An 18157-nucleotide genomic window follows, 5' to 3' on the forward strand; every position below is an offset into this window, starting at 1 on the left:
GCCGGCGGTCAGGCAGCGCTGAGCGCGCGGTCCAGGTCCGCGATGAGGTCGCCCGGGTCTTCGAGGCCGACGGAGATGCGGATCGTCGCCCAGGAGATTCCGGCGGCCGCCAGCTGATCCGGCGTCATGTGGTTGTGGGTCATGGACGCGGGGTGACACACGAGCGTCCGCGCGTCGCCGATGTTGGCCACGAGCTTGATGGTGTTAAGCGCGTCCACCACGCGGGCGACCCGCGCGAACGCGGCCTCGTCGTCCGCGCCCGGATCCGCGAGCTCGAAGGCGAACACCGACGGCACGCCGCGGGGATAGTACTCGGCGGCGCGCGCCGCGTACGGGTTGTCGGGAAGCCCGGGATGAAAGACGCGGCCGACGGCCGGGTGGTCCGCGAGAAAGCGCGCAACCTCAAGCCCTGAGGCGGCGTGCCGGCCGACGCGCAGGTCCAGCGTCTCCAGGCCCTCGAGGAGCTGGAAGGCGTTGAACGGGCTGAGCGCGGGGCCGAGGTCGGCGACGAAGCGGCTCTTGAGAAGCGTCGTCAGCGCTCCCGTCCGCCCGAACGCGTCCCAGAGCGCGACGTCGCCGAAACGCCAGTGCGGCTCGAACAGCGCGGGCCATTTCGCCGGATCCGCCGCGAAGTCGAAGGTCCCGAGGTCCACCACCAGCCCGCCGAGCGACGTGCCGTGGCCGCCGATGAATTTCGTCGCCGAGTGCACCACGACGTCCGCGCCGTGGTCGCGCACGCGGATCAGGTAGGGCGTGCCCACGGTGTTGTCGAGGACGAGGGGGACGCCGGCGGCGTGCGCGATGTCGGCGACGGCGCGAATGTCGAGCACTTGGGCGACGGGGTTGGCGACCGTCTCCGCGAAGAAGAGTCGGGTCGTGGGGCGCACCGCCCCGCGCCACGCCGCGAGGTCGTCCTGATCGACGAACGTGACCTCGATGCCGAGGTCGACGAGCGTGGTGTCGAAGAGGTCCACCGTGCCGCCGTAGAGGGAGCTCGCCGCGACGATGTGCCCGCCGCGGCCCGCCAGGGCGAGCGCTGCGACCGCGGTCGCGGCCTGGCCGGATCCCACGGCGGCGGCGCCGACGCCGCCCTCGAGCGCGGTGATGCGCTGCTCCAGAACCGCCTGCGTAGGGGTGCCGTTGCGGCTGTAGATGTTGCCGCGGCGCCGGAGCGCGAACAGCTCGCGCGCCTCGGTGAGCGAGGAGAACTGGTATGCCGACGACTGATAGATCGGCGTCGCGACCGTGTTCTGCGGGGTCCCGGGGACGTATCCCGTGTGCAGCTGGGTCGTCGCGAATCCGTCGGTCGTCATGCCCTCATTCTCGCCCGGCGCGCGCCCGCGGTCGAGCGCGTGTGACGCCCCGTGACGGCGCATGACGGCCCGCGTCAGGGAACGAGGAGGAGCTTGCCCGGCGCGCCTGCCTCGCCCGCGGACTGCGCCCGCCCGGCCTCGTCGAGCGAGAACGACTCGCCGATCTCGACGTCGAAGTACCCCGCCGCGATGAGCGCGAGGGCGACGGGCACGGCCTCGGCGCGCCACGCGTTCTGCTGCGGGGTGAGGGGGCGGCGCGACCCGCCGGCGAAGGCCCGGAGGCCGAGCTCGTCGGCCTTCTGGCCGAGGACGATCGTGGCGATCCGGCTCGTGTCCTCGAGCAGCTCGAGGGACGCCTCGAGCACGCCGTCGGCCCCGGCGCAGTCCAGGATGGCCGTCACGCCGTCGGGTGCGGCCTCGAGCACGCGGCCGGTGAGCCCGTCCCCGTACACGACGGGCTCCGCGCCGAGGTCGCGGACCCGGCTCGCGCGACCCGCGCTCGTCGTGGCGATCACGTGCGCGCCGAACAGCACGGCGAACTGGATCGCGGCCTGCCCCACGGCGCCCGACCCGCCGTGGATCAGCAGCGTGTCGTCCTCGCGGATCCCCAGCGAGCGGAGCGCCTGATAGGCGGTGCCGGCGGGGATGCCGAGCGCCGCACCCTGCGCGGCCGAGACGCCGGCCGGGCGCAGGAACACGTGCGCGGCGTCCACCCGCACGTCGGTCGCGTATGCGCCGTGCGCGCCGAAAAACGCGACGGCGTCGCCCACCCGGAGGCCGTCGACGTCGGCGCCCACGGCCGTCACGATTCCCGCGCCGTCGGAGCCCGCGCGCCACGGGCCGTCGCCCGCGAGCGGGCGCACGCCCGTGCGCAGCTTGCGCTCGATGGGGTTGACGCCCGCGGCCTCGACGCGGATCGCGACCTCGCCGGCCGCGGGCACCGGATCCGGAACCTCCACGAGCTCGAGGACCTCGGGGCCGCCGATACGGGTGAACTGCACTGCCTGAGCCATGCCCCCACGCTACCCTCAGAGGCGGGCGCGGTAGCGGGTGCGCGTGTCGGGGCGCGGGGCCGCGGGCAGCTCCGCCTGGGCGGCGGCGGCCCACGACGGGCGCTCACCCGCGAGCGCCCACGCCGCCTGCGTCGACGCGCCGAGGGCGACGTACTCGCCGGGCGCGGGGACGACGATGGGCAGCCCGAACACCTCGGCGGCGATCCGCTGGGTCGCGGCCGAGGTGGCGGCCCCGCCCGTAAGGAGCACCCTCCGCGCCTCGACGCCGCCCGCGCGCATCGCGTCGAGCCCGTCGGCGAGCGCGCACAGCACGCCCTCGAAGGCGGCCCGCGCGAGGTTCTCGCGCGTGGTCGTGGCGAGCGTCATGCCGAACAGCGTGGCGGTCGCGTCCGGCCGGTTCGGCGTCCGCTCGCCCTCGAACCACGGCTGGAGCACGAGCCCTGCGGATCCGGGATCCGCCGCGAGCGCCAGGCGGGAAAGCTCGTCGTGGTCCACTCCGAGGAGGGCCGCCACGGCGTCGAGCACGCGGGCCGCGTTCAGGGTCGTCACGATGGGCAGATAGCGCCCGGAGGCGTCCGCGAACCCGGCGACCGTCCCCGTGGGGTCTCGGACGGGGCGCTCGGCCACGGCGAAGACCGTGCCGCTCGTCCCGATCGAGACGCCCACGTCGCCGGCGCGGGCGCCCATGCCGAGCGCGGCGCCCGCGTTGTCACCGCACCCCGCGGCGACCACGCGGCCCGCCTCGTCGGCGACCGCGGCGTCCGGGGCAAGAACGCTCGGCAGGACGATACCCGCCGCGTCCCGACAGAGCGCCGCGGCGAGCAGCTCCCGGTCGTACGCGGCGCGCTCGGGGTCGAAGTATCCCGTGCCGCTCGCGTCCGACCGGTCCGTGACGAGCTCCTCCAGGACGGGTCCCCGCCGAGACCCGCCCGCGGGGCCGAACCCGCGGAGGCGCCATGTGAGCCAGTCGTGGGGGAGGGCGACGGCCGCGACGCGCGCGGCCGATGCGGGCTCGTGATCGGCGAGCCACCGCAGCTTCGTGATCGTGAACGACGCCACGGGCACGAGGCCCGTGCGCGTGGCGAACGCGCCGGCGCCGACCTCGCGGGTCAGGTCGGCCGCGGCGCCCGCCGAGCGCGTGTCGTTCCACAGGAGGGCGTCGCGGATCACCCGGCCGTCGCCGTCGAGCGCGACCATCCCGTGCTGTTGGCCGGCGATCGCCCACGCGTCGACGTCGTCCAGCCCGCCCGCGTCGTCGATCGCCGCGACGAGCGCTTGCCACCAGTGCTCCGGATCCACCTCGGATCCGTCCGGGTGCGGCGCGCGGCCCGAGCGCACGAGCGCCCCCGTCTCGGCGTCGACGACGACGACCTTGCAGCTCTGCGTGGAGGAGTCGACCCCCGCGACGAGCCTCACGGTGCCGGGCCCTTAGGATCGCGCGCCGAGCAGGTGCTCGGTCGCGAGCTGCTGCAGGCGGACGAATCCGAAGCCCTTGCCGCCGAGGTAGGCGTCGGCGTCGAAGTCCTCGTAGGCCGAGCGGTCGGCGAGCAGGTCGTCGTACGACTCTCCGGCCCCGAGCGTCGGCTGCCGCAGCTCCGCGACTCGCGCGACCGCGAGCGCCTCGACGACCTCGGGGTCCGCCCGGAACGCGGCGGCGCGCTCCTTGAGGAGGAGGTACATGCGCATGTTGGCGGCGGCGGACTCCCACACGCCCGCCTCGTCCTCCGTGCGGCTCGGCTTGTAGTCGAAGTGGCGCGGGCCGTCGTAGGCGGGGCCGCCCTCCGGCGAACCATGCTCGAGGAGGTCGACGAGCGAGAATGCGTTGTGCAGGTCGCCGTGACCGAACACGAGGTCCTGGTCGTATTTGATGCCGCGCTGGCCGTTGAGGTCGATGTGGAAGAGCTTGCCGTGGTACAGCGCCTGCGCGATGCCCGCCGTGAAGTTCAGGCCCGCCATCTGCTCGTGGCCCGTCTCGGGGTTGAGGCCGACGAGCTCGGGGCGCTCCAGCGAGTCGATGAAGGCGAGCGCGTGGCCGAGCGTCGGGAGCAGGATGTCGCCGCGGGGCTCGTTGGGCTTCGGCTCGATCGCGAACTGGATGTCGTATCCCTTGTCGGTGACGTAGTCGCCGAGCAGGTTGACGGCCTCCCGGTAGCGCTCGAGCGCCGCCTGGACGTCCTTGGCCGTGTCGTACTCGGCGCCCTCGCGGCCGCCCCACATGACGAAGGTCTTCGCGCCGAGCTCGGCGGCGAGGTCGAGGTTGCGGAGCACCTTGCGCAGCGCGAAGCGACGCACCTGGCGGTCGTTCGACGTGAAGCCGCCGTCCTTGAAGACGGGGGCGCTGAAGAGGTTTGTCGTCACCATCGGCACGACGATGCCCGTGTCCGCGAGCGCGCCCTTCAGACGATCGATCTGCTTCTGGCGCTCCGCGTCCGTGGATCCGAACGCGAAGAGGTCGTCGTCGTGGAACGTGAGCCCGTACGCGCCGAGCTCCGCGAGCTTCTCGACGCCGTGCACGACGTCGAGCGCCGGCCGCGTCGGGCCGCCGAACGGATCCGTGCCGTTGTACCCGATCGTCCACAGGCCGAAGGAGAACCGGTCCGCGGGGGTGGGGGTGAGGGACATGTGAGACCACCTTGTCGTCGTTGCCGTCGGTAAAAAGTTGTTGTCGGCAACATAACACGGAACGCGCGGCCCGGGGGACCCGCCGAGCCCGCGGGCTGACAGGCGCGGAGGGGCGGCTAGGGTAACGAGCATGACGAGCCGGGGGTCGAGCGCGGGAGACGTCCGCCGCGCGAACCTCGGATCCGTGGTGCGGCTCGTGCACCGCGACGGGGCGCTCTCGCGCGCCGAGCTGACGGCGCGGACGGGGCTGAACCGCTCCACGATTTCCGACCTCGTCGGCGCGCTGTCGGAGGCGGGCCTCGTCGCGGAGCGCGAACCGGACCCCACCCGGCGCGTCGGGCGGCCGTCGCCCGTCGTCGAGCCCGGGCCGGGCGTGCTCGCCCTCGCCGTGAACCCCGAAGTCGACGCGGTCGAGATCGGGGCGGTCGCGCTCGGCGGCAGGGTCGTCGCCCGGATCCGGCACCCCGTGGAGCGGCGGGTGACGCCGGCCGAGACCGCGCGCTACGTCGGCGACGCGCTCGCCGCGTGGCGCCGCGGGCCGCTCGCCGGCGCCCGGGTGCGGGGCGTGGCCGCCGCCGTCCCCGGCCTCGTGCGCGCCGCGGACGGCCTCGTGCGCGTGGCGCCGCACCTCGGGTGGCGCGAGGCCGATCTCGCGGGCGAGCTCGCGCGCACGACGGGCCTGCCCGCCGTCGCCACGAACGACGCGTCGGCGGGGGCCGTTGCCGAGGGGCTCTTCGGATCCGCGCGCGCCTGCGACGACGTCGTCTATCTGAACGGTGGCGCGAGCGGCATCGGCGGCGGGCTCATCCTCGCCGGCTCCCACGTCGGGGGTGCGGGCGGATACGCCGGGGAGTGGGGGCAGAATCAGCCCTCGATCTCCGCGGGCGCGGATCGCCGCGTGCCGGGCGGCGTGCTGGAGGACGAGGTCAACCGCGGCCGCCTCCTCGCGGCGGTGCGGATGAGCGCGGCCGACGACGACGCCCTCGGCCGCGCGCTCGCCGCGGCGACGGGGCCGGACGTGGCGGACGAGGTCGCTCGGCAGCGCCGCATCCTGCAGGCGACCCTCGCCAACGCCGCGAACGTCCTGAACCCGCGCGTCATCGTCCTCGGGGGCTTCCTCGCGCTGCTCCGGGCGTCGGACCCGCGCGCGTTCGACCGCGGCGTGCGCGACCAGATGCTCCCCGCTCCCGCGGAGAACCTTGAGATTCGTGCCGCGGCGCTCGGCGCCGACCGGCTGCTGATCGGCGCCGCGGAACGGGTCTTTGACGCGCTCGTCGCGGATCCGCTCGCGGATCCCCGCTGACCGCCGGGCCGTCCTGGCCTCACGGGCGCTCCCGCGCCCGGCGGGTCAGGGGCGCAGCAGCGTCGCGAAGGCGCCCAGCGTGTCCTGCAGGGATATGGATGGATCCAACAGCCACTGGATCTGCAGGCCGTCGGAGGCGGCGACGATCAACGCGGCGATCGGCTCCGGGTCGACGTCCGAACGGACGACGCCCGCGGCTTGATCGGCGCGGAGTCGTTCGGCCAGATCCGCACGCACCCGCTCGAAGCGCTGGGTGAAGTACGCCTTCCCGGTCTCGCTGCGCGCCTCGAGGGACGCGGCGACGAGCGTGCTGTAGAGCTCCACCAGCCCCGGGACCCGGAGGTTCGAGACGGCCGCGCCGACGATGATGTCGATCGCGCGACCCGGGCCCGGGTCGTCCTCGCCGGCCGCGCGGAGCTCCTCGGCGTGCTCGTAGACCGCGACGAGGAGTTGCTCGCGCGAGTCGAAGTAGTGCAGCAACGCCGCGTGCGAGACCCCGATGGCCTGCGCGATGCGCCGCAGGCTGGTGCCGTCAGCGCCGCGCTCGGTGAAGACCTCGATCGCGCGGTCGAGGATCTCTTTGCGGCGAGCGACGCCCTTCGCATACGAGCCCCGTCTGCCGATGACATCGTCTTCGCTGGGCATGACGCCAACATAGTCGGCCGAAAACCTCCAAAGGAAGGTTTTTGGTGTTAGCGTGGCGATGTAGCGCCCGCACCGTCGGACGCGCGACCCGCTCGATCACAACGACGTACGAAAGAAGGTCACGTCATGGCATTGCCCGAAGCCTCCGTCCAGCTGTACAGCCTGGCCCAGGAATTCACCGCCGACATGGCTGGTTCGCTCGACAAGATCGCGGCGATCGGTCTGAAGAACGTGGAGGCCTTCGACTTCGTGGGCCGCCCCGACCAGATCCGCGCCGCGCTCGACGGTGCCGGCCTCGCGGCCCCGACCGGCCACGCGCCGATCCTCTCGGACGTGCTCTGGACGCCGGACGGATCCATTCCCACGCCGGCCCCCGAGGTGGTGTTCGAGGCCGCGGCGAAGATCGGCATGACGACGGTCATCGATCCTTTCGTGGCGCTCGACCGGTGGTCGACGGAGGAGGGCGTTGCGGACATCGCCGAGCGCTTCGCCACGCTCAAGGAGGTCGCCCAGGGGTTCGGACTCCAGGTCGGCTACCACAACCACTCGCAGGAGTTCGTCGCGTCGTTCGATGGCGTGACCGCCTACGAGCGCTTCCTCGCGCTCACGGGCGAGGACGTGCAGATCGAGCTCGACCTGTTCTGGGCCGCGGCCGGACAGCAGGACGTGCCGGGGCTCGTGTCTCGCCTGGGCGACCGGCTCGTCGCCGTCCACGTCAAGGACGGCATCGTGCCCTCATCCAACCCGTTCGCGCCCGACGCGCCGGCGTTCGCCAGCGCCGAGCTCGATCAGCGCCATGCGGGCACCGCCGAGGTTCCCCTCGCGGAGTCCCTGCACGCCGCCACAGGCCTGCGGTACGCGGTCATCGAGTACGACAACGCCCCGGGCGACGTCTTCGAGGACATCGCGGCCAGCTTCGCGTTCCTCCGCGACGGGGGGTACGTCGCGTGACCGCCGTCGGTGTGGGCGTCATCGGCGCCGGTGTCATCAGCGACACCTATCTCGAGAACCTCGCGTCGTTCCCGGACGTGGAGGTGCTCATCGTCGGCGACCTCCTGCCGGAGCGCGCGAAGGCGCAGGCGGAGAAGCACGGCGTGCCCGGCCATGGCTCGGCCGAGGACGTGCTCGCGCACCGGGGCGTGCAGGTCGTCGTCAACCTGACGATCCCCGCCGCGCACATCGAGGTCTCCTCGGCTGCGATCGCCGCGGGCAAGCACGTGTGGAGCGAGAAGCCGATCGGGCTCGACCGCGCGGGCGCCCAGCAGTTGCTGGAGGACGCGGCGGCGAAGGGGCTGCGCATCGGTCAGGCCCCCGACACCGTGCTCGGCCCGGGCTTTCAGTCGGCGAAGCGCGCGATCCAATCGGGCCTGATCGGAGAGCCGATGTTCGCGTCGACCACCTTCCAGACGATCGGGCCGGACCTGTGGCATCCGGATCCCGCGTTCCTCTTCGCCGCGGGCGCCGGACCGCTGCTCGACATGGGGCCGTACTACTTCACGGGCCTCGTGAGTCTGTTCGGTTCGGTCGATCGCGTCGCCGCCGTCGGCCGCAAGAAGCTCGCCGAGCGCGTCATCCGTTCGGGCCCGAAGGCGGGGGAGACCTTCCCCGTCGAGGTGCCCACCTCGCTGCAGGTCATCGCCGGCTTCGAGAGCGGTGCCCAGTCGGCCAGCCTGCTGAGCTTCGACTCGGCCCTCGAGCGCCACGGCGTCTTCGAGGTGCACGGGACGGAGGGGTCCATCTTCCTCCCCGACCCGAACATGTTCGACGGCACGATCCAGTACGTCAAGGCGCAGACCACCCTCGCCGACGGCGACTGGGGCGGCCAGGAGTTCCTCGACGTCGCGCAGGAGGGCGTGGTCGTCGGGCGCGGACTCGGTGTGCTCGACATGGTGCGCGCGATTGCGGAGGACCGCTCGCATGTCGCCACGGGGGAGCTCGGATATCACGTGCTCGACGTCATGCTCTCCGCGCAGGAGTCCGCCGCGACCGGCGAGTTCCTCGCGGTCGACAGCTCCATCTCGGCCCCCGTGCCGACCGTTCCGGCCGGCTTCGACCCCTTCTCGGCGACGCTGTAAGCGCCCTCGGACGGCCGCGCGCCCCCGGCTCCTCGCGGAGCAGGGGGCGCGCGGCGCGAAACGGGGGATCGAACCGTCGCGCCGGCGTCAGCGGGACGACGCGCCCGCGTCCCCGGGGACGACGAGCGCGCCGTCGACCCGACGGGGGATCCTGAGCGGGTTGTTTTTGCGCAGCGCGGCGGGAAGGGCGCGCTCGGGCGCCTGCTGGTAGGCCACGGGGCGCTGGAATCGCCGCACCGCCGTCGCGCCGACCGAGGTGTGCTGGCTCGTCGTCGCGGGCCACGGTCCGCCGTGGTGCTGCGCCCAGCTCACGGCGACCCCCGTCGGCCAGCCCGCGAACAGCACGCGTCCCGCGCGCTCCTCCAGCGCGGGGAGGATCCGACCGATCTCGTCCGTCTCCTCCGCGTGGAGGGTGGCGGTGAGGTTGCCCTCGAGGAGATCGAGGGCGGCGAGCAGGTCGCTCTCGTCGCGGTAGCGGACGAGGAGGGTGAACGGACCGAACACCTCCTCGAGCAGGGTGCCGGCGTGCGCCGCGAGCGTCGCGGTATCGCAGGCCGCGACGAGGGCTCCGTCGCCCGCGGCCACCGCGTCGACGCCCGTCACCTCGCGCACGCGCTCGGCCCCGGCCGCGAACGAGGCGGCGATGCGGTCGGTGAGCATCGGCCCGGCGTCGCCCACGTGCGCCGCGATGGCGGACTCGACGGCGGATCCGACCGGCACGAACACGATGCCCGGCTTGGTGCAGAACTGCCCGACGCCGAGCTGGAACGAGCCCGCGAGGCCCTCGGCCAGCGCCGCGCCGCGGGCGGCGTCCGCCGCGGCGGTGACGACGACGGGGTTGAGGGACCCGAGCTCCCCCAAGAAGGGGATGGGGCGCGGCCGCGCGGCGGCGCGGTCGTGGATCGCGCGGCCGCCCGGGATCGAGCCGGTGAACCCGATCGCGGTGATCTCCTCGTGGTCCGCGAGCGCGAGGCCGGCGTCCCGACCCGACACGAGCGCGAGGATCCCCGCGGGCGCCCCCGCGCCGACGAGGGCGTCACCGAGAATGGTGGCCACGCGCGCGGACAGGCGCGGGTGCCCCGAGTGTGCCTTGACGATCACGGGGCAGCCGACCGCCAGCGCGGACGCCGTGTCGCCGCCGGCGACCGAGAACGCGAACGGGAAGTTCGAGGCCGCGAACACGGCGACGGGGCCGAGCGGGCGGAGCACGCGACGCAGGTCGGGGATCGGCGGCGTCGCGTCGGGGTTCGGGTGGTCGATCGTCGCCTCGAGGTAGGACCCCTCCTCGATGACGGACGCGAACAGCCGCAGCTGGCTCGTCGTGCGCGCGAGCTCGCCCGTGAGGCGCGCGGAGCCGAGGCGGCTCTCCTCGTCGGCGAGCGGAACGAGCTCGCCGGCCGCGGCGTCGAGCGCCTGGGCCCCCGCGCGCAGCCACGCCGCGCGCTCGCGGTCGGTGGCGGCTGCGGAGGAGCCGAAGGCGATCCGCGCGGCGCGGCAGAGGGCGTCGACGTCCTGGGTGGTCGAATCGGTCACGGAGGATCTCCTGTCGGTCGAGGTGCGGGTCGGGACGGTTAGGCGAAACGGATGCCGAGGCCCCGCGCGGGCCCGCCCGTGGCGACGCCGTCGCGGATGTCGAGGCCCGTGGGCGCCGCGAGGGCGCCAAGGTCGAAGAGCCCCGCGTCCTCGACGTCCTCCACCCAGGTCTCGTCGGGCAGGCAGAATGCGAGCTGCGACGACAGCTCCGGCAGCAGGTGGGGGGCGATGCGCACGCCTCGCTCGCGCGCGAGCTCCGCGATCGCGAGGAACGGGGTGATCCCGCCTACGCGCACGACGTTCGGCTGGATGATGTCCACGGCGCCGGCGTCGATCGCGTCGCGGAACTGGTAGATCGTGTGGCGGTTCTCGCCGAGCGCGATCGGCACGTCGATGCGGCGCCGCAGCTCGGCGTGGCCCGCGATGTCGTCGGCGCGCAGCGGCTCTTCGATCCACGCCGCGTCGAAGCGCGAGAGGGCGCCCATCGCGGTCGTGGCGCGCTCGAGGTCCCACCGCTGGTTCGCGTCGATCATGAGCGTGCGGTCCGCGCCGAGGATCTCGCGCACCGCCTCGACACGGGCGACGTCGCGCGCGAGGTCGGGGTTGCCGACCTTGATCTTCACGGCGTCGAAGCCCGCGTCGATCCAGCGCCGCACCTGCGCGGCGAGCTCGTCCGTCGAGTAGTGCAGGTTCACGCCGCTGCCGTACGCGGGGAGCCGGTCGTGGGCGCGCCCGATCAGGTCGGTGACCGACCGGTCCTCTCGCCGCGCGGCGAGATCCCACAGCGCGAGGTCGAGGCCCGCGAGCGCGATCGTCGTGATGCCGCCGGAGCCGGCCTCGTGGAGGTGCTCCCACACGCCCTGCCAGATGCGCGGATCCGCCGGGAGACCGCGCGCGTGATCCGCAATGTCTCGCGCGAGGAGCTGCTCCACGGCGTGCGCGCCGATGGTCGGGGTCCAGCTGAATCCCCACCCCGCGCCGCCCGCCGTATCGCGCACGACCGTCTCGACGACGTGCATCTCCCGCACGTCCGCGCCCCACGGCCGCCGCAGCGGGATCCGCATCAGGCGCGTCTTGAGCGAGGCGATCGCGGGGGTGCTCACGCCGCGAGCTCCTCGCCGCGCTCGAGGATGCGCGCCAGCCGTGCGGTCTGCTCGGGCGTGGGATCCACGAGCGGCGCGCGCACGGATCCCGCCGCGATTCCCCCGAGGCGCACGCCCGCCTTCACGAGCGAGACGGCGAAGCCCGGCGTCTCGTCGCGCAGGGCGACGAGCGGCCGGAAGAACCCCTCGAGGAGTGCCCGCTGCGTGTGCGTGTCGCCCTCGCGCAGCGCACGAAAGAAGCGCACGGCGGGCCGCGGGGCCATCGCGAACGCGGCCGAGGAATACATCGGCACGCCGATCGCCTGGTAGGCGGCCTGGGTCATCTCGGCCGTCAGGAGGCCGTTGAAGAACAGCACGTCGCGCCCCGATCGCTCGGCCTCGAGCACGAACTGCTGCGCCACGGCCAGGTCGCCCGCGCCGTCCTTGATCCCCACGACTCGGGGGTTCTCGATGAGGCGCGCGACCGAGGCCGGCGTGAACTGCGCGTTGGCGCGGTGGTAGGCGATGAGCGGCACGGGGGTCTCCCGCGCGATCCGCTCGACGTACGCGAGGAGGCCCTCCTGCGGCGCACCCACGAGATAGGGCGGCATGACGAGCAGGCCGTCGGCGCCCTCCTCCGCGGCGATCCGGGCGCAGGCCAGGGCGTGCCCGAGGGGTCCGCCGGCCCCGCCGAGGACGGGCACGGATCCGCTCGTCGCGGTCACCGCCGCGCGGATCGCGACGCGGTAGTCCTCGAGCGAGAGCGCGTGGAACTCGCCCGTCCCGCACGCCGCGAAGACGGCGCCGGGCCCGCTCGCGACGCGCTCCGCGACGTGGCGCGCGAGCAGATCCTCGTCGACGCGGTCATGGTCGTCGAAGGGGGTGACCGGGAAGAACAGCACGCGGTCGGGGATGGCCAGGTTCGTCATCGGGATGCCTCCAGCGGCGGGGTGTGTCGGACGAGCTGGTCGCGCCACAACCGCGTGGCGCGCCAGCCGAGGAGCGCCGCGGCGCGGTCGCTCGAGAACACGGACGCCGTGCCCGCGAGCTGGTCCGCGATGTGCGCGAGTGCGGGCAGGTGGGCGCGCACGGCGTCGGCCGTGTCGCCGTCGTAGAGCGCGTCGGGCGCGCCCACGAAGAAGGTCGCCCCGTTCGGCACGCCCGTGGCCGCGAGCCATGCCGCGACGAACTCGCCCGCGTCGCGCGCGTCGACGTAGTTGAACAGGGCCACGGCGGACAGCGCCGGATCCGCGAGGCGCTCCTCGACGGTGTGCCCCTGCTGGGTCGCGGCGCCCTCCCACTCCTCGGGGGCGATGACGTAGCAGGGGCGAAAGACGCCGAACCGGACCCGATCGCCGTGCTGGCGGACGGCCATCTGCACGATTGTCTCCATCGCGACCTTGGACGCGCCGTAACCGTTCCACGGCGCGGCCGGGTGGGCCTCGTCGAGCGGCAGGTAGTCCGGGGCCCAGCCCCGCGGGGCCCCGTACCCCATGACGGTCGGACTCGACGCGAGCAGCATCGACCCGGCGCCCGCGTCGAGACTCGCCTGCAGCACGGAGAACACGAGCTGCGTGTTGATCCGGAAGATCTCCGGATCCGGGAGCGCGCCGGGCACGGCGATCGCGGCGAGGTGCACGACGGCGTCGGGCCGGATCCGCGAGAACGCCGCGCTCGTGGCGGAGGCGTCGAGGAGGTCCAGTCGCTCCTGCTCGGCCGGGAGGCCCTCGAGCGTGACGGCGTCGAGCGACGCGACCTCGTGGCCGGCGTCGACGAGGGCGCCGACGACGCTCCGGCCGAGGCGGCCGGCGCCGCCCGTGACGACGACGCGACTCATCGCTCGTCGCGCGCGTCAGACACGGCGCCGGAGGCCGCGCCGATCTCGAGGTCGCCCACCCGCACCGGGAGTCCGCGGTCGAGGGAGAGGTTGCCGGCGACGCCGACCACGACGCTGCGCACGCCGTCGGTCCAGTCGGCCGTGCGGCCGAGGGGATCGGATCCCGCGCCGCGGAAGACATCGTCCAGGAGTACGCGGTCGCCGCCGCCGTGGCCGCCGACGCCCTCGGGGATCGGCACCTCCCGCGCGGGCGCGAAGTGGTTCTGCACGACGAGGCGCTCGCCCGCGGGCCGGGCCGCGTCGCCCACGACCAGGTCGGGGCGCGCGCTCGGATCCACGACGGTGCGGCCGTCCTCGTCCACCTGCACGCTGCCGCGCTCGACGACCGTCAGCTCGGCGCGGCCCTTCGTGCCGTTGACGGCCACCGTGTACCCCTCCCACGGCGAGTGCGCGTTCAGCGCGTAGCTCAGCGTGGTGCCGCGCGCGTAGTCGACGATCAGCGCGAGGTTGTCCTCGATCGTGATGCCCGCGTCGAAGACGTCGCGGTCGCGGACGTAGCCGTCGTGGTGCTCCTGGTCGAGGTAGAGCCCGCGAAGCTTGTCGTCGGCGCGCATGTCGAGGCTGAAGGCGTCGCGCGCGGGGTCGTCCGTGGTCCCGCGCTCGGGCCGCGATCCGAGGCCGCGCCGCGCGGCGTTGTCCGCGCCGTAGAAGCGCAGCCCTCCCGAGGCGAACACCCGCGCCGGAACGTCGCCGATCCACCAGTTCACGAGGTCGAAGTGGTGGCTCGACTTGTGGATGAGGAGGCCGCCGGAGTTCTCCTTCTGTCGGTGCCACCGGCGGAAGTAGTCCGCGCCGTGGGCCGTGTCGAGGACCCACTCGAAGTGGACGCTCGTGACCTCGCCGATCTCGCCCGCGGCGATGACCTGCTTGAGCGCCGAGTTGCGGGGGGAGTAGCGGTAGTTGAAGGTGATCGTCACGCGCCGGCCCGTGCGTTCGGCCGCCGCCGCGATCTCGCGGATCCCCTCCTCGTCGACCGTCAGGGGCTTCTCCACGACCGCGTCCGCGCCGGCCTCGAGCGCGGCGACGACGTAGCGGGCGTGCGTGTGATCGGGGCTCGTGACGATCACCACGTCGACGGCCTCCTCGCGCACGAGGTCCGCCAGGCGGGCGGCGTCGAACCGGCGCGGCGCGCCGAGCGCCGGATGGGCAGCCGCGGACCAGTCGAGGCGGCCGGGGTTCGGGTCGGACCAGGCGACGAGCTCGGCGACGTCCGTGTAGTCGTTCGCGAGGGCGGCGAGGTACATCTGCGCGCGGGATCCGGTGCCGATGAGCGCGTAGCGGCGGAGGGGCATGACAATCCTTCGGCTTTGAAGAAAGCGGTTTCTCACGGGAGAGTATGGCGGGCGGACGCGGGCCGCGTCAATCCGATGGGGCGGCGTGGCGCGCCAGCGGGAGGGGGCGCGGTCGTCCCGCGACGACCGTGGCGGGCCACTCCGGGTCCGCCGTGAGGACCTCGAGTTTCCCCTCGGACACGAGCACCGTGTCCTCGACCTTGGCGCCCGGGACCCACGGGTTCCACGCGAATGCCTGCGGCGACCTCACGCAATCGGACAGGGCGGGGCTCGCCTTGGGATCCCGGCCCGCGTACCCCGTCGCGCCGCCCTGGTGGTGCGCCTCCCACGCGCGGTCCGCGAAGCCGTGACGGGGGTAGGCTGCGGCGATATCCGCGAGGACGTCGGCGACCGCGCGGCCGGGCCGGGTCGCGCGGAACGCGTCGGCCTCGACCTCGCGCAGCGCGGCGTCCGCGTCGGCGCGTGCGCCGTCGGCATCGAACTCCACCCAGCGCGTCGCGCTGGCGTGGAGGCCGTGGCGCACCATCGTCACGACCGCCATCGCGCGGCCGCCGAGCGGGGCGTGCGTGGGGAGGGGGTGCGGCACGTGGCCGCGCGCCGACCCCGCGGCGAGGAGCACGGCGGGCTCGGCGCCGATCAGGTACGCCTCGCGCGCCATCTCCGCCGCGAGCTCGCGCTCGGTCCAGGACGGCCGCGCGCGCTCGAGGACGCGCCGAAGCGCGCGCGCCGTGTCGGCGCCGAGCGCCAGGTAGCGGTCGACCTCCGCGGGGAGGAGCGCGGCGCGCGCGTGGCGCAGCTCGGCCGCGACCTCGCCCTCGGTGAGCGCGCCCGCCGGCGCGGCCGCGAGGTTCCCGTGCCAGGGGATCACGCGCCACGCGGCGTCCGGCACCTCCTCGTTCGCGAGCCGGTCGACCTCGTTCGCGAGGGTCGTGACGACGAGTGCCCCGTCGCGGGCGACGGTCGCGGAGAGCACGGGCGGGCCGCCGAGCGGCACCGCGGTACGCGCGCCGCCGAGCAGCCACGCGAGGCTCGCGGAGGAGGTGAGGTGGAGGGCGTCGCGGTCGCGATCGTCGAGGAGGCGCGCGAGGCGCGCGATCTTGATGTCGCGCTCGGAGGCCGCGTCGTTGCGGGGGGAGGTCATCGTGTCCGTCCTGGGGTCGGGGTGGATCCACCGTACCGGTAACCGGTTTCTCGTGTACTGTTCCGAGTGTGTCACGACTCACGGGCGAGTGCCGATACCGCAATCCGATCATCGATGCCGATCTTCCGGATCCCGACGCGATTCGCGTGGGGGAGGTCTCCCGCCATCGCGGCGCTCGCACACATCGGGGCCGGGGGCGGCGAGGATAGGCACATGACTGGCAAGCGCGCCCGACGCACCCCCGCCCGCGAGACGACGATCTCCGACATTGCCGAGGCCGCGGGCGTGTCGAAGGCGACCGTGTCCCGCGTGATGAACGGCGTCGCGACCGTCGGGGAGGACATCGCCGAGCGGGTACGGCGCGCCGTGGAGGAGCTCGGGTACACCCGCAGCGAGACCGCCCGCTCGCTCTCGCTCGGCGTCAGCCGGACCATCGGCGTCGTCGTTCCGGATCTCGCGAACCCCATGTTCCACCAGGTGCTCCACGGCCTGCATCGCGCCGCGGCGCGGGAGGACTATCGTGTGCTGATCGCGGACACGCTCGAGAAGAGCGCGGGGGAGGCGGCGGTGGTCGTGGATGTGCGCAACCGCACGGACGCCGTCGTCCTTTTCGCACCGCGCATGACGCGCGAGGAACTCGACGCCCTTCTGCCGCGCGTCGCTCCCGTCGTCGTGCTGAACCGGACCACGGGGGAACGCGCCGGGTCGGTGCTCGTCGACTACGAGGCGGGCGTCCGCGAGCTGGCGGAGCACCTCGTCGACCGCGGGCACCGGCGCCTCGCCTATCTCGCCGGCCCGCCCGAAAGCCGCTCGAACGAGGCGCGTCAGCGCGGCCTGGAGAGTGTGCGCGCGGACCGCGCCGACGTAGAGGTGCTCGAGATTCCCTGCGGACACGCGTTCGCCGACGGCCACGCGGCGTGGCCCGCGGTGCGCGCGTCGGGTGCGACGGCGGTCGTCGCGTTCAACGACGTCGTGGCGCTCGGGCTCCTCGGGCGCCTGGCGGAGGAGGGTGTGCGCGTGCCGGGCGACCTGGCGGTCGCGGGATTCGACGACATTCCGTTCGCCCAGTTCTCCTCGCCGTCCCTCACGACGATGACCGCCCGCCTCGCCGAGATCGGGGAGCGGCTGTGGGAGACGCTCCGCGCCGAGATGCGCGGTGAGGCGGACCGCACGCCCGTCATCTTCGCCCCGGAGCTCGCGCCGCGGGCGAGCACGGGAGGCCCCGCGTGATCGAGCGGGCTCCCGGCGCCGCGCCCTACGCCTTCAGGCGCACGAGGCGCTCGTGGCCGTCCTCACGGACCTCGGCCAGCTGGTCGCGCGAGGTGAGGAAGTCGTTGAAGGAGCGGTAGCCGAGCGCCTTCTCGCTGAAGGACGGATCCATGCGGCGGATGTGCTGCTTGACGGCGGAGGCGTAGAGGAAGCCCTGCGCGTCCCCCTTGTCCTGCCCGACGCGCAGCGCCCGTTCCAGGAGGCGGGTCGCGACCGCGTGGAGGTCCTCCGGCGGGGTGTCCCCGAACGCGGGCACGGCGTCGTTCGACGCGGGCTCCTCCGCGGGCCGGGCCGACCGCCGTCGCCGGGTCGGCTTCTGGTCGCTCTTCTCCGGCGCGGGTGAGGCGTCGTCCGCGGGCTGGTCCCGCTTCTTCTCGACCTTCGCGGGCTTCTCAATCGGGGGCACGCCGGGGAGGGTGTCGTACGGCTCGAACGCGTCGCACGCCGCGGCGAGCGACTTGGCGGTGGACCCCGCCACGCCGACGCCGATCACGTAGCGGCCGAGCCGCTTGCAGCGCTGCGCGAGCGGCACGTAGTCGCTGTCGCCCGCGACGACGATGACGTGCGTGAGGTCGGCGAGGCGGAACATGTCCTCGACCGTGTCGACCGCGAGCCGGATGTCCGCGCCGTTCTTGGCGTATGCGGCCGCGGGGAACAGCTGCACGAGGTCCACGGCGCGGCCGACGAGCTGGCGGCGGTAGATCGCATTGACGGGGGAGGACCAGTCGGCGTACGCGCGCGTGAGAACGAGCGTGCCGTAGCTGGCCGCGTAGTCGAGGATGGCGCCAACGTCGACCGTGGCGGCGGCGAGGCGCTCGGCGATCTCCGGCTCCGTCGGATCCTCGGCGATGCGGGCGCGGTCGCGATTGTAGGAGTTGCGCCCGTGCACCCGGTCGTACCAGCTCATCACGATGTTGTCGAAGTCGAGGTAGACGGCTACGCGCCCATCGTCCTGAGGTGAGGTCATGCCTC

General features: G+C 73.7%; 16 protein-coding genes. 4 read left to right on the top strand and 12 right to left on the bottom strand.

The window, feature by feature from the left end; translation table 11 throughout:
- Positions 1 to 8: 8 nt before the first annotated feature.
- The 4 genes from GJQ66_RS00830 to xylA form a co-directional block, all read right to left on the bottom strand.
- Positions 9 to 1313, bottom strand: coding sequence for an O-acetylhomoserine aminocarboxypropyltransferase/cysteine synthase family protein (locus tag GJQ66_RS00830; RefSeq protein ID WP_155047472.1), 1305 nt, complete (start codon positions 1311 to 1313; stop codon positions 9 to 11).
- Positions 1314 to 1387: 74 nt separating this feature from the next.
- On the bottom strand, positions 1388 to 2326 hold the full coding sequence (locus GJQ66_RS00835; protein WP_155047473.1) for an NADP-dependent oxidoreductase: 939 nt from the start codon (positions 2324 to 2326) through the stop codon (positions 1388 to 1390).
- Positions 2327 to 2341: 15 nt separating this feature from the next.
- Complete coding sequence (gene xylB, locus GJQ66_RS00840; RefSeq protein ID WP_368732495.1) at positions 2342 to 3742, bottom strand: xylulokinase; 1401 nt, start codon at positions 3740 to 3742, stop codon at positions 2342 to 2344.
- 12 nt (positions 3743 to 3754) lie between these two features.
- Positions 3755 to 4948, bottom strand: coding sequence for a xylose isomerase (gene xylA, locus GJQ66_RS00845; RefSeq protein ID WP_155047474.1), 1194 nt, complete (start codon positions 4946 to 4948; stop codon positions 3755 to 3757).
- Positions 4949 to 5078: 130 nt separating this feature from the next.
- Here xylA and GJQ66_RS00850 point away from each other — a divergent pair, with 130 nt between their 5' ends.
- The gene (locus tag GJQ66_RS00850) at positions 5079 to 6251 is read left to right on the top strand and encodes an ROK family transcriptional regulator (protein ID WP_155047475.1); all 1173 of its coding nucleotides are present in this window, start codon (positions 5079 to 5081) and stop codon (positions 6249 to 6251) included.
- A 45-nt stretch (positions 6252 to 6296) separates the two neighbouring features.
- Here GJQ66_RS00850 and GJQ66_RS00855 read toward each other — a convergent pair whose 3' ends face one another.
- A complete protein-coding gene (locus GJQ66_RS00855; RefSeq protein ID WP_155047476.1) occupies positions 6297 to 6896 on the bottom strand; it encodes a TetR/AcrR family transcriptional regulator in 600 nt (199 codons plus the stop codon).
- Positions 6897 to 7022: 126 nt separating this feature from the next.
- Here GJQ66_RS00855 and GJQ66_RS00860 point away from each other — a divergent pair, with 126 nt between their 5' ends.
- On the top strand, positions 7023 to 7847 hold the full coding sequence (locus GJQ66_RS00860) for a sugar phosphate isomerase/epimerase (RefSeq protein WP_155047477.1): 825 nt from the start codon (positions 7023 to 7025) through the stop codon (positions 7845 to 7847).
- Complete coding sequence (locus GJQ66_RS00865) at positions 7844 to 8971, top strand: Gfo/Idh/MocA family protein (protein ID WP_368732496.1); 1128 nt, start codon at positions 7844 to 7846, stop codon at positions 8969 to 8971. Before GJQ66_RS00860 ends, GJQ66_RS00865 begins: the two co-directional genes overlap by 4 nt.
- 87 nt (positions 8972 to 9058) lie before the next feature.
- On the opposite strand, the gene GJQ66_RS00870 is transcribed toward GJQ66_RS00865, so the two are convergent.
- The 6 genes from GJQ66_RS00870 to GJQ66_RS00895 form a co-directional block, all read right to left on the bottom strand.
- Positions 9059 to 10504, bottom strand: a complete 1446-nt coding sequence (locus GJQ66_RS00870; RefSeq protein WP_368732497.1) for an aldehyde dehydrogenase (NADP(+)) — start codon at positions 10502 to 10504, stop codon at positions 9059 to 9061.
- Positions 10505 to 10542: 38 nt separating this feature from the next.
- The gene (locus GJQ66_RS00875; protein WP_368732498.1) at positions 10543 to 11607 is read right to left on the bottom strand and encodes a mandelate racemase/muconate lactonizing enzyme family protein; all 1065 of its coding nucleotides are present in this window, start codon (positions 11605 to 11607) and stop codon (positions 10543 to 10545) included.
- Positions 11604 to 12515 carry a 5-dehydro-4-deoxyglucarate dehydratase gene (locus GJQ66_RS00880; protein ID WP_155047478.1) on the bottom strand — a complete coding sequence of 304 codons (912 nt, stop codon included), beginning with the start codon at positions 12513 to 12515 and terminating at the stop codon, positions 11604 to 11606. Before GJQ66_RS00880 ends, GJQ66_RS00875 begins: the two co-directional genes overlap by 4 nt.
- Positions 12512 to 13423: an NAD(P)-dependent oxidoreductase gene (locus GJQ66_RS00885; protein WP_155047479.1), complete on the bottom strand. Its 912-nt coding sequence runs from the start codon at positions 13421 to 13423 to the stop codon at positions 12512 to 12514. Before GJQ66_RS00885 ends, GJQ66_RS00880 begins: the two co-directional genes overlap by 4 nt.
- Positions 13420 to 14775 carry a Gfo/Idh/MocA family protein gene (locus GJQ66_RS00890; RefSeq protein WP_155047480.1) on the bottom strand — a complete coding sequence of 452 codons (1356 nt, stop codon included), beginning with the start codon at positions 14773 to 14775 and terminating at the stop codon, positions 13420 to 13422. The genes GJQ66_RS00885 and GJQ66_RS00890 overlap by 4 nt, the downstream gene beginning before the upstream one ends.
- 67 nt (positions 14776 to 14842) lie before the next feature.
- A complete protein-coding gene (locus GJQ66_RS00895) occupies positions 14843 to 15916 on the bottom strand; it encodes a Xaa-Pro peptidase family protein (RefSeq protein WP_155047481.1) in 1074 nt (357 codons plus the stop codon).
- Positions 15917 to 16129: 213 nt separating this feature from the next.
- Here GJQ66_RS00895 and GJQ66_RS00900 point away from each other — a divergent pair, with 213 nt between their 5' ends.
- A complete protein-coding gene (locus GJQ66_RS00900) occupies positions 16130 to 17146 on the top strand; it encodes a LacI family DNA-binding transcriptional regulator (RefSeq protein WP_155047482.1) in 1017 nt (338 codons plus the stop codon).
- A 25-nt stretch (positions 17147 to 17171) separates the two neighbouring features.
- Here GJQ66_RS00900 and GJQ66_RS00905 read toward each other — a convergent pair whose 3' ends face one another.
- Positions 17172 to 18152, bottom strand: coding sequence for an NYN domain-containing protein (locus tag GJQ66_RS00905; protein WP_155047483.1), 981 nt, complete (start codon positions 18150 to 18152; stop codon positions 17172 to 17174).
- Between the last annotated feature and the right edge of the window lie 5 nt (positions 18153 to 18157).

Source organism: Microbacterium sp. ZXX196 (genome assembly GCF_009709595.1).
GTDB classification, from domain to species: domain Bacteria; phylum Actinomycetota; class Actinomycetes; order Actinomycetales; family Microbacteriaceae; genus Microbacterium; species Microbacterium excoecariae.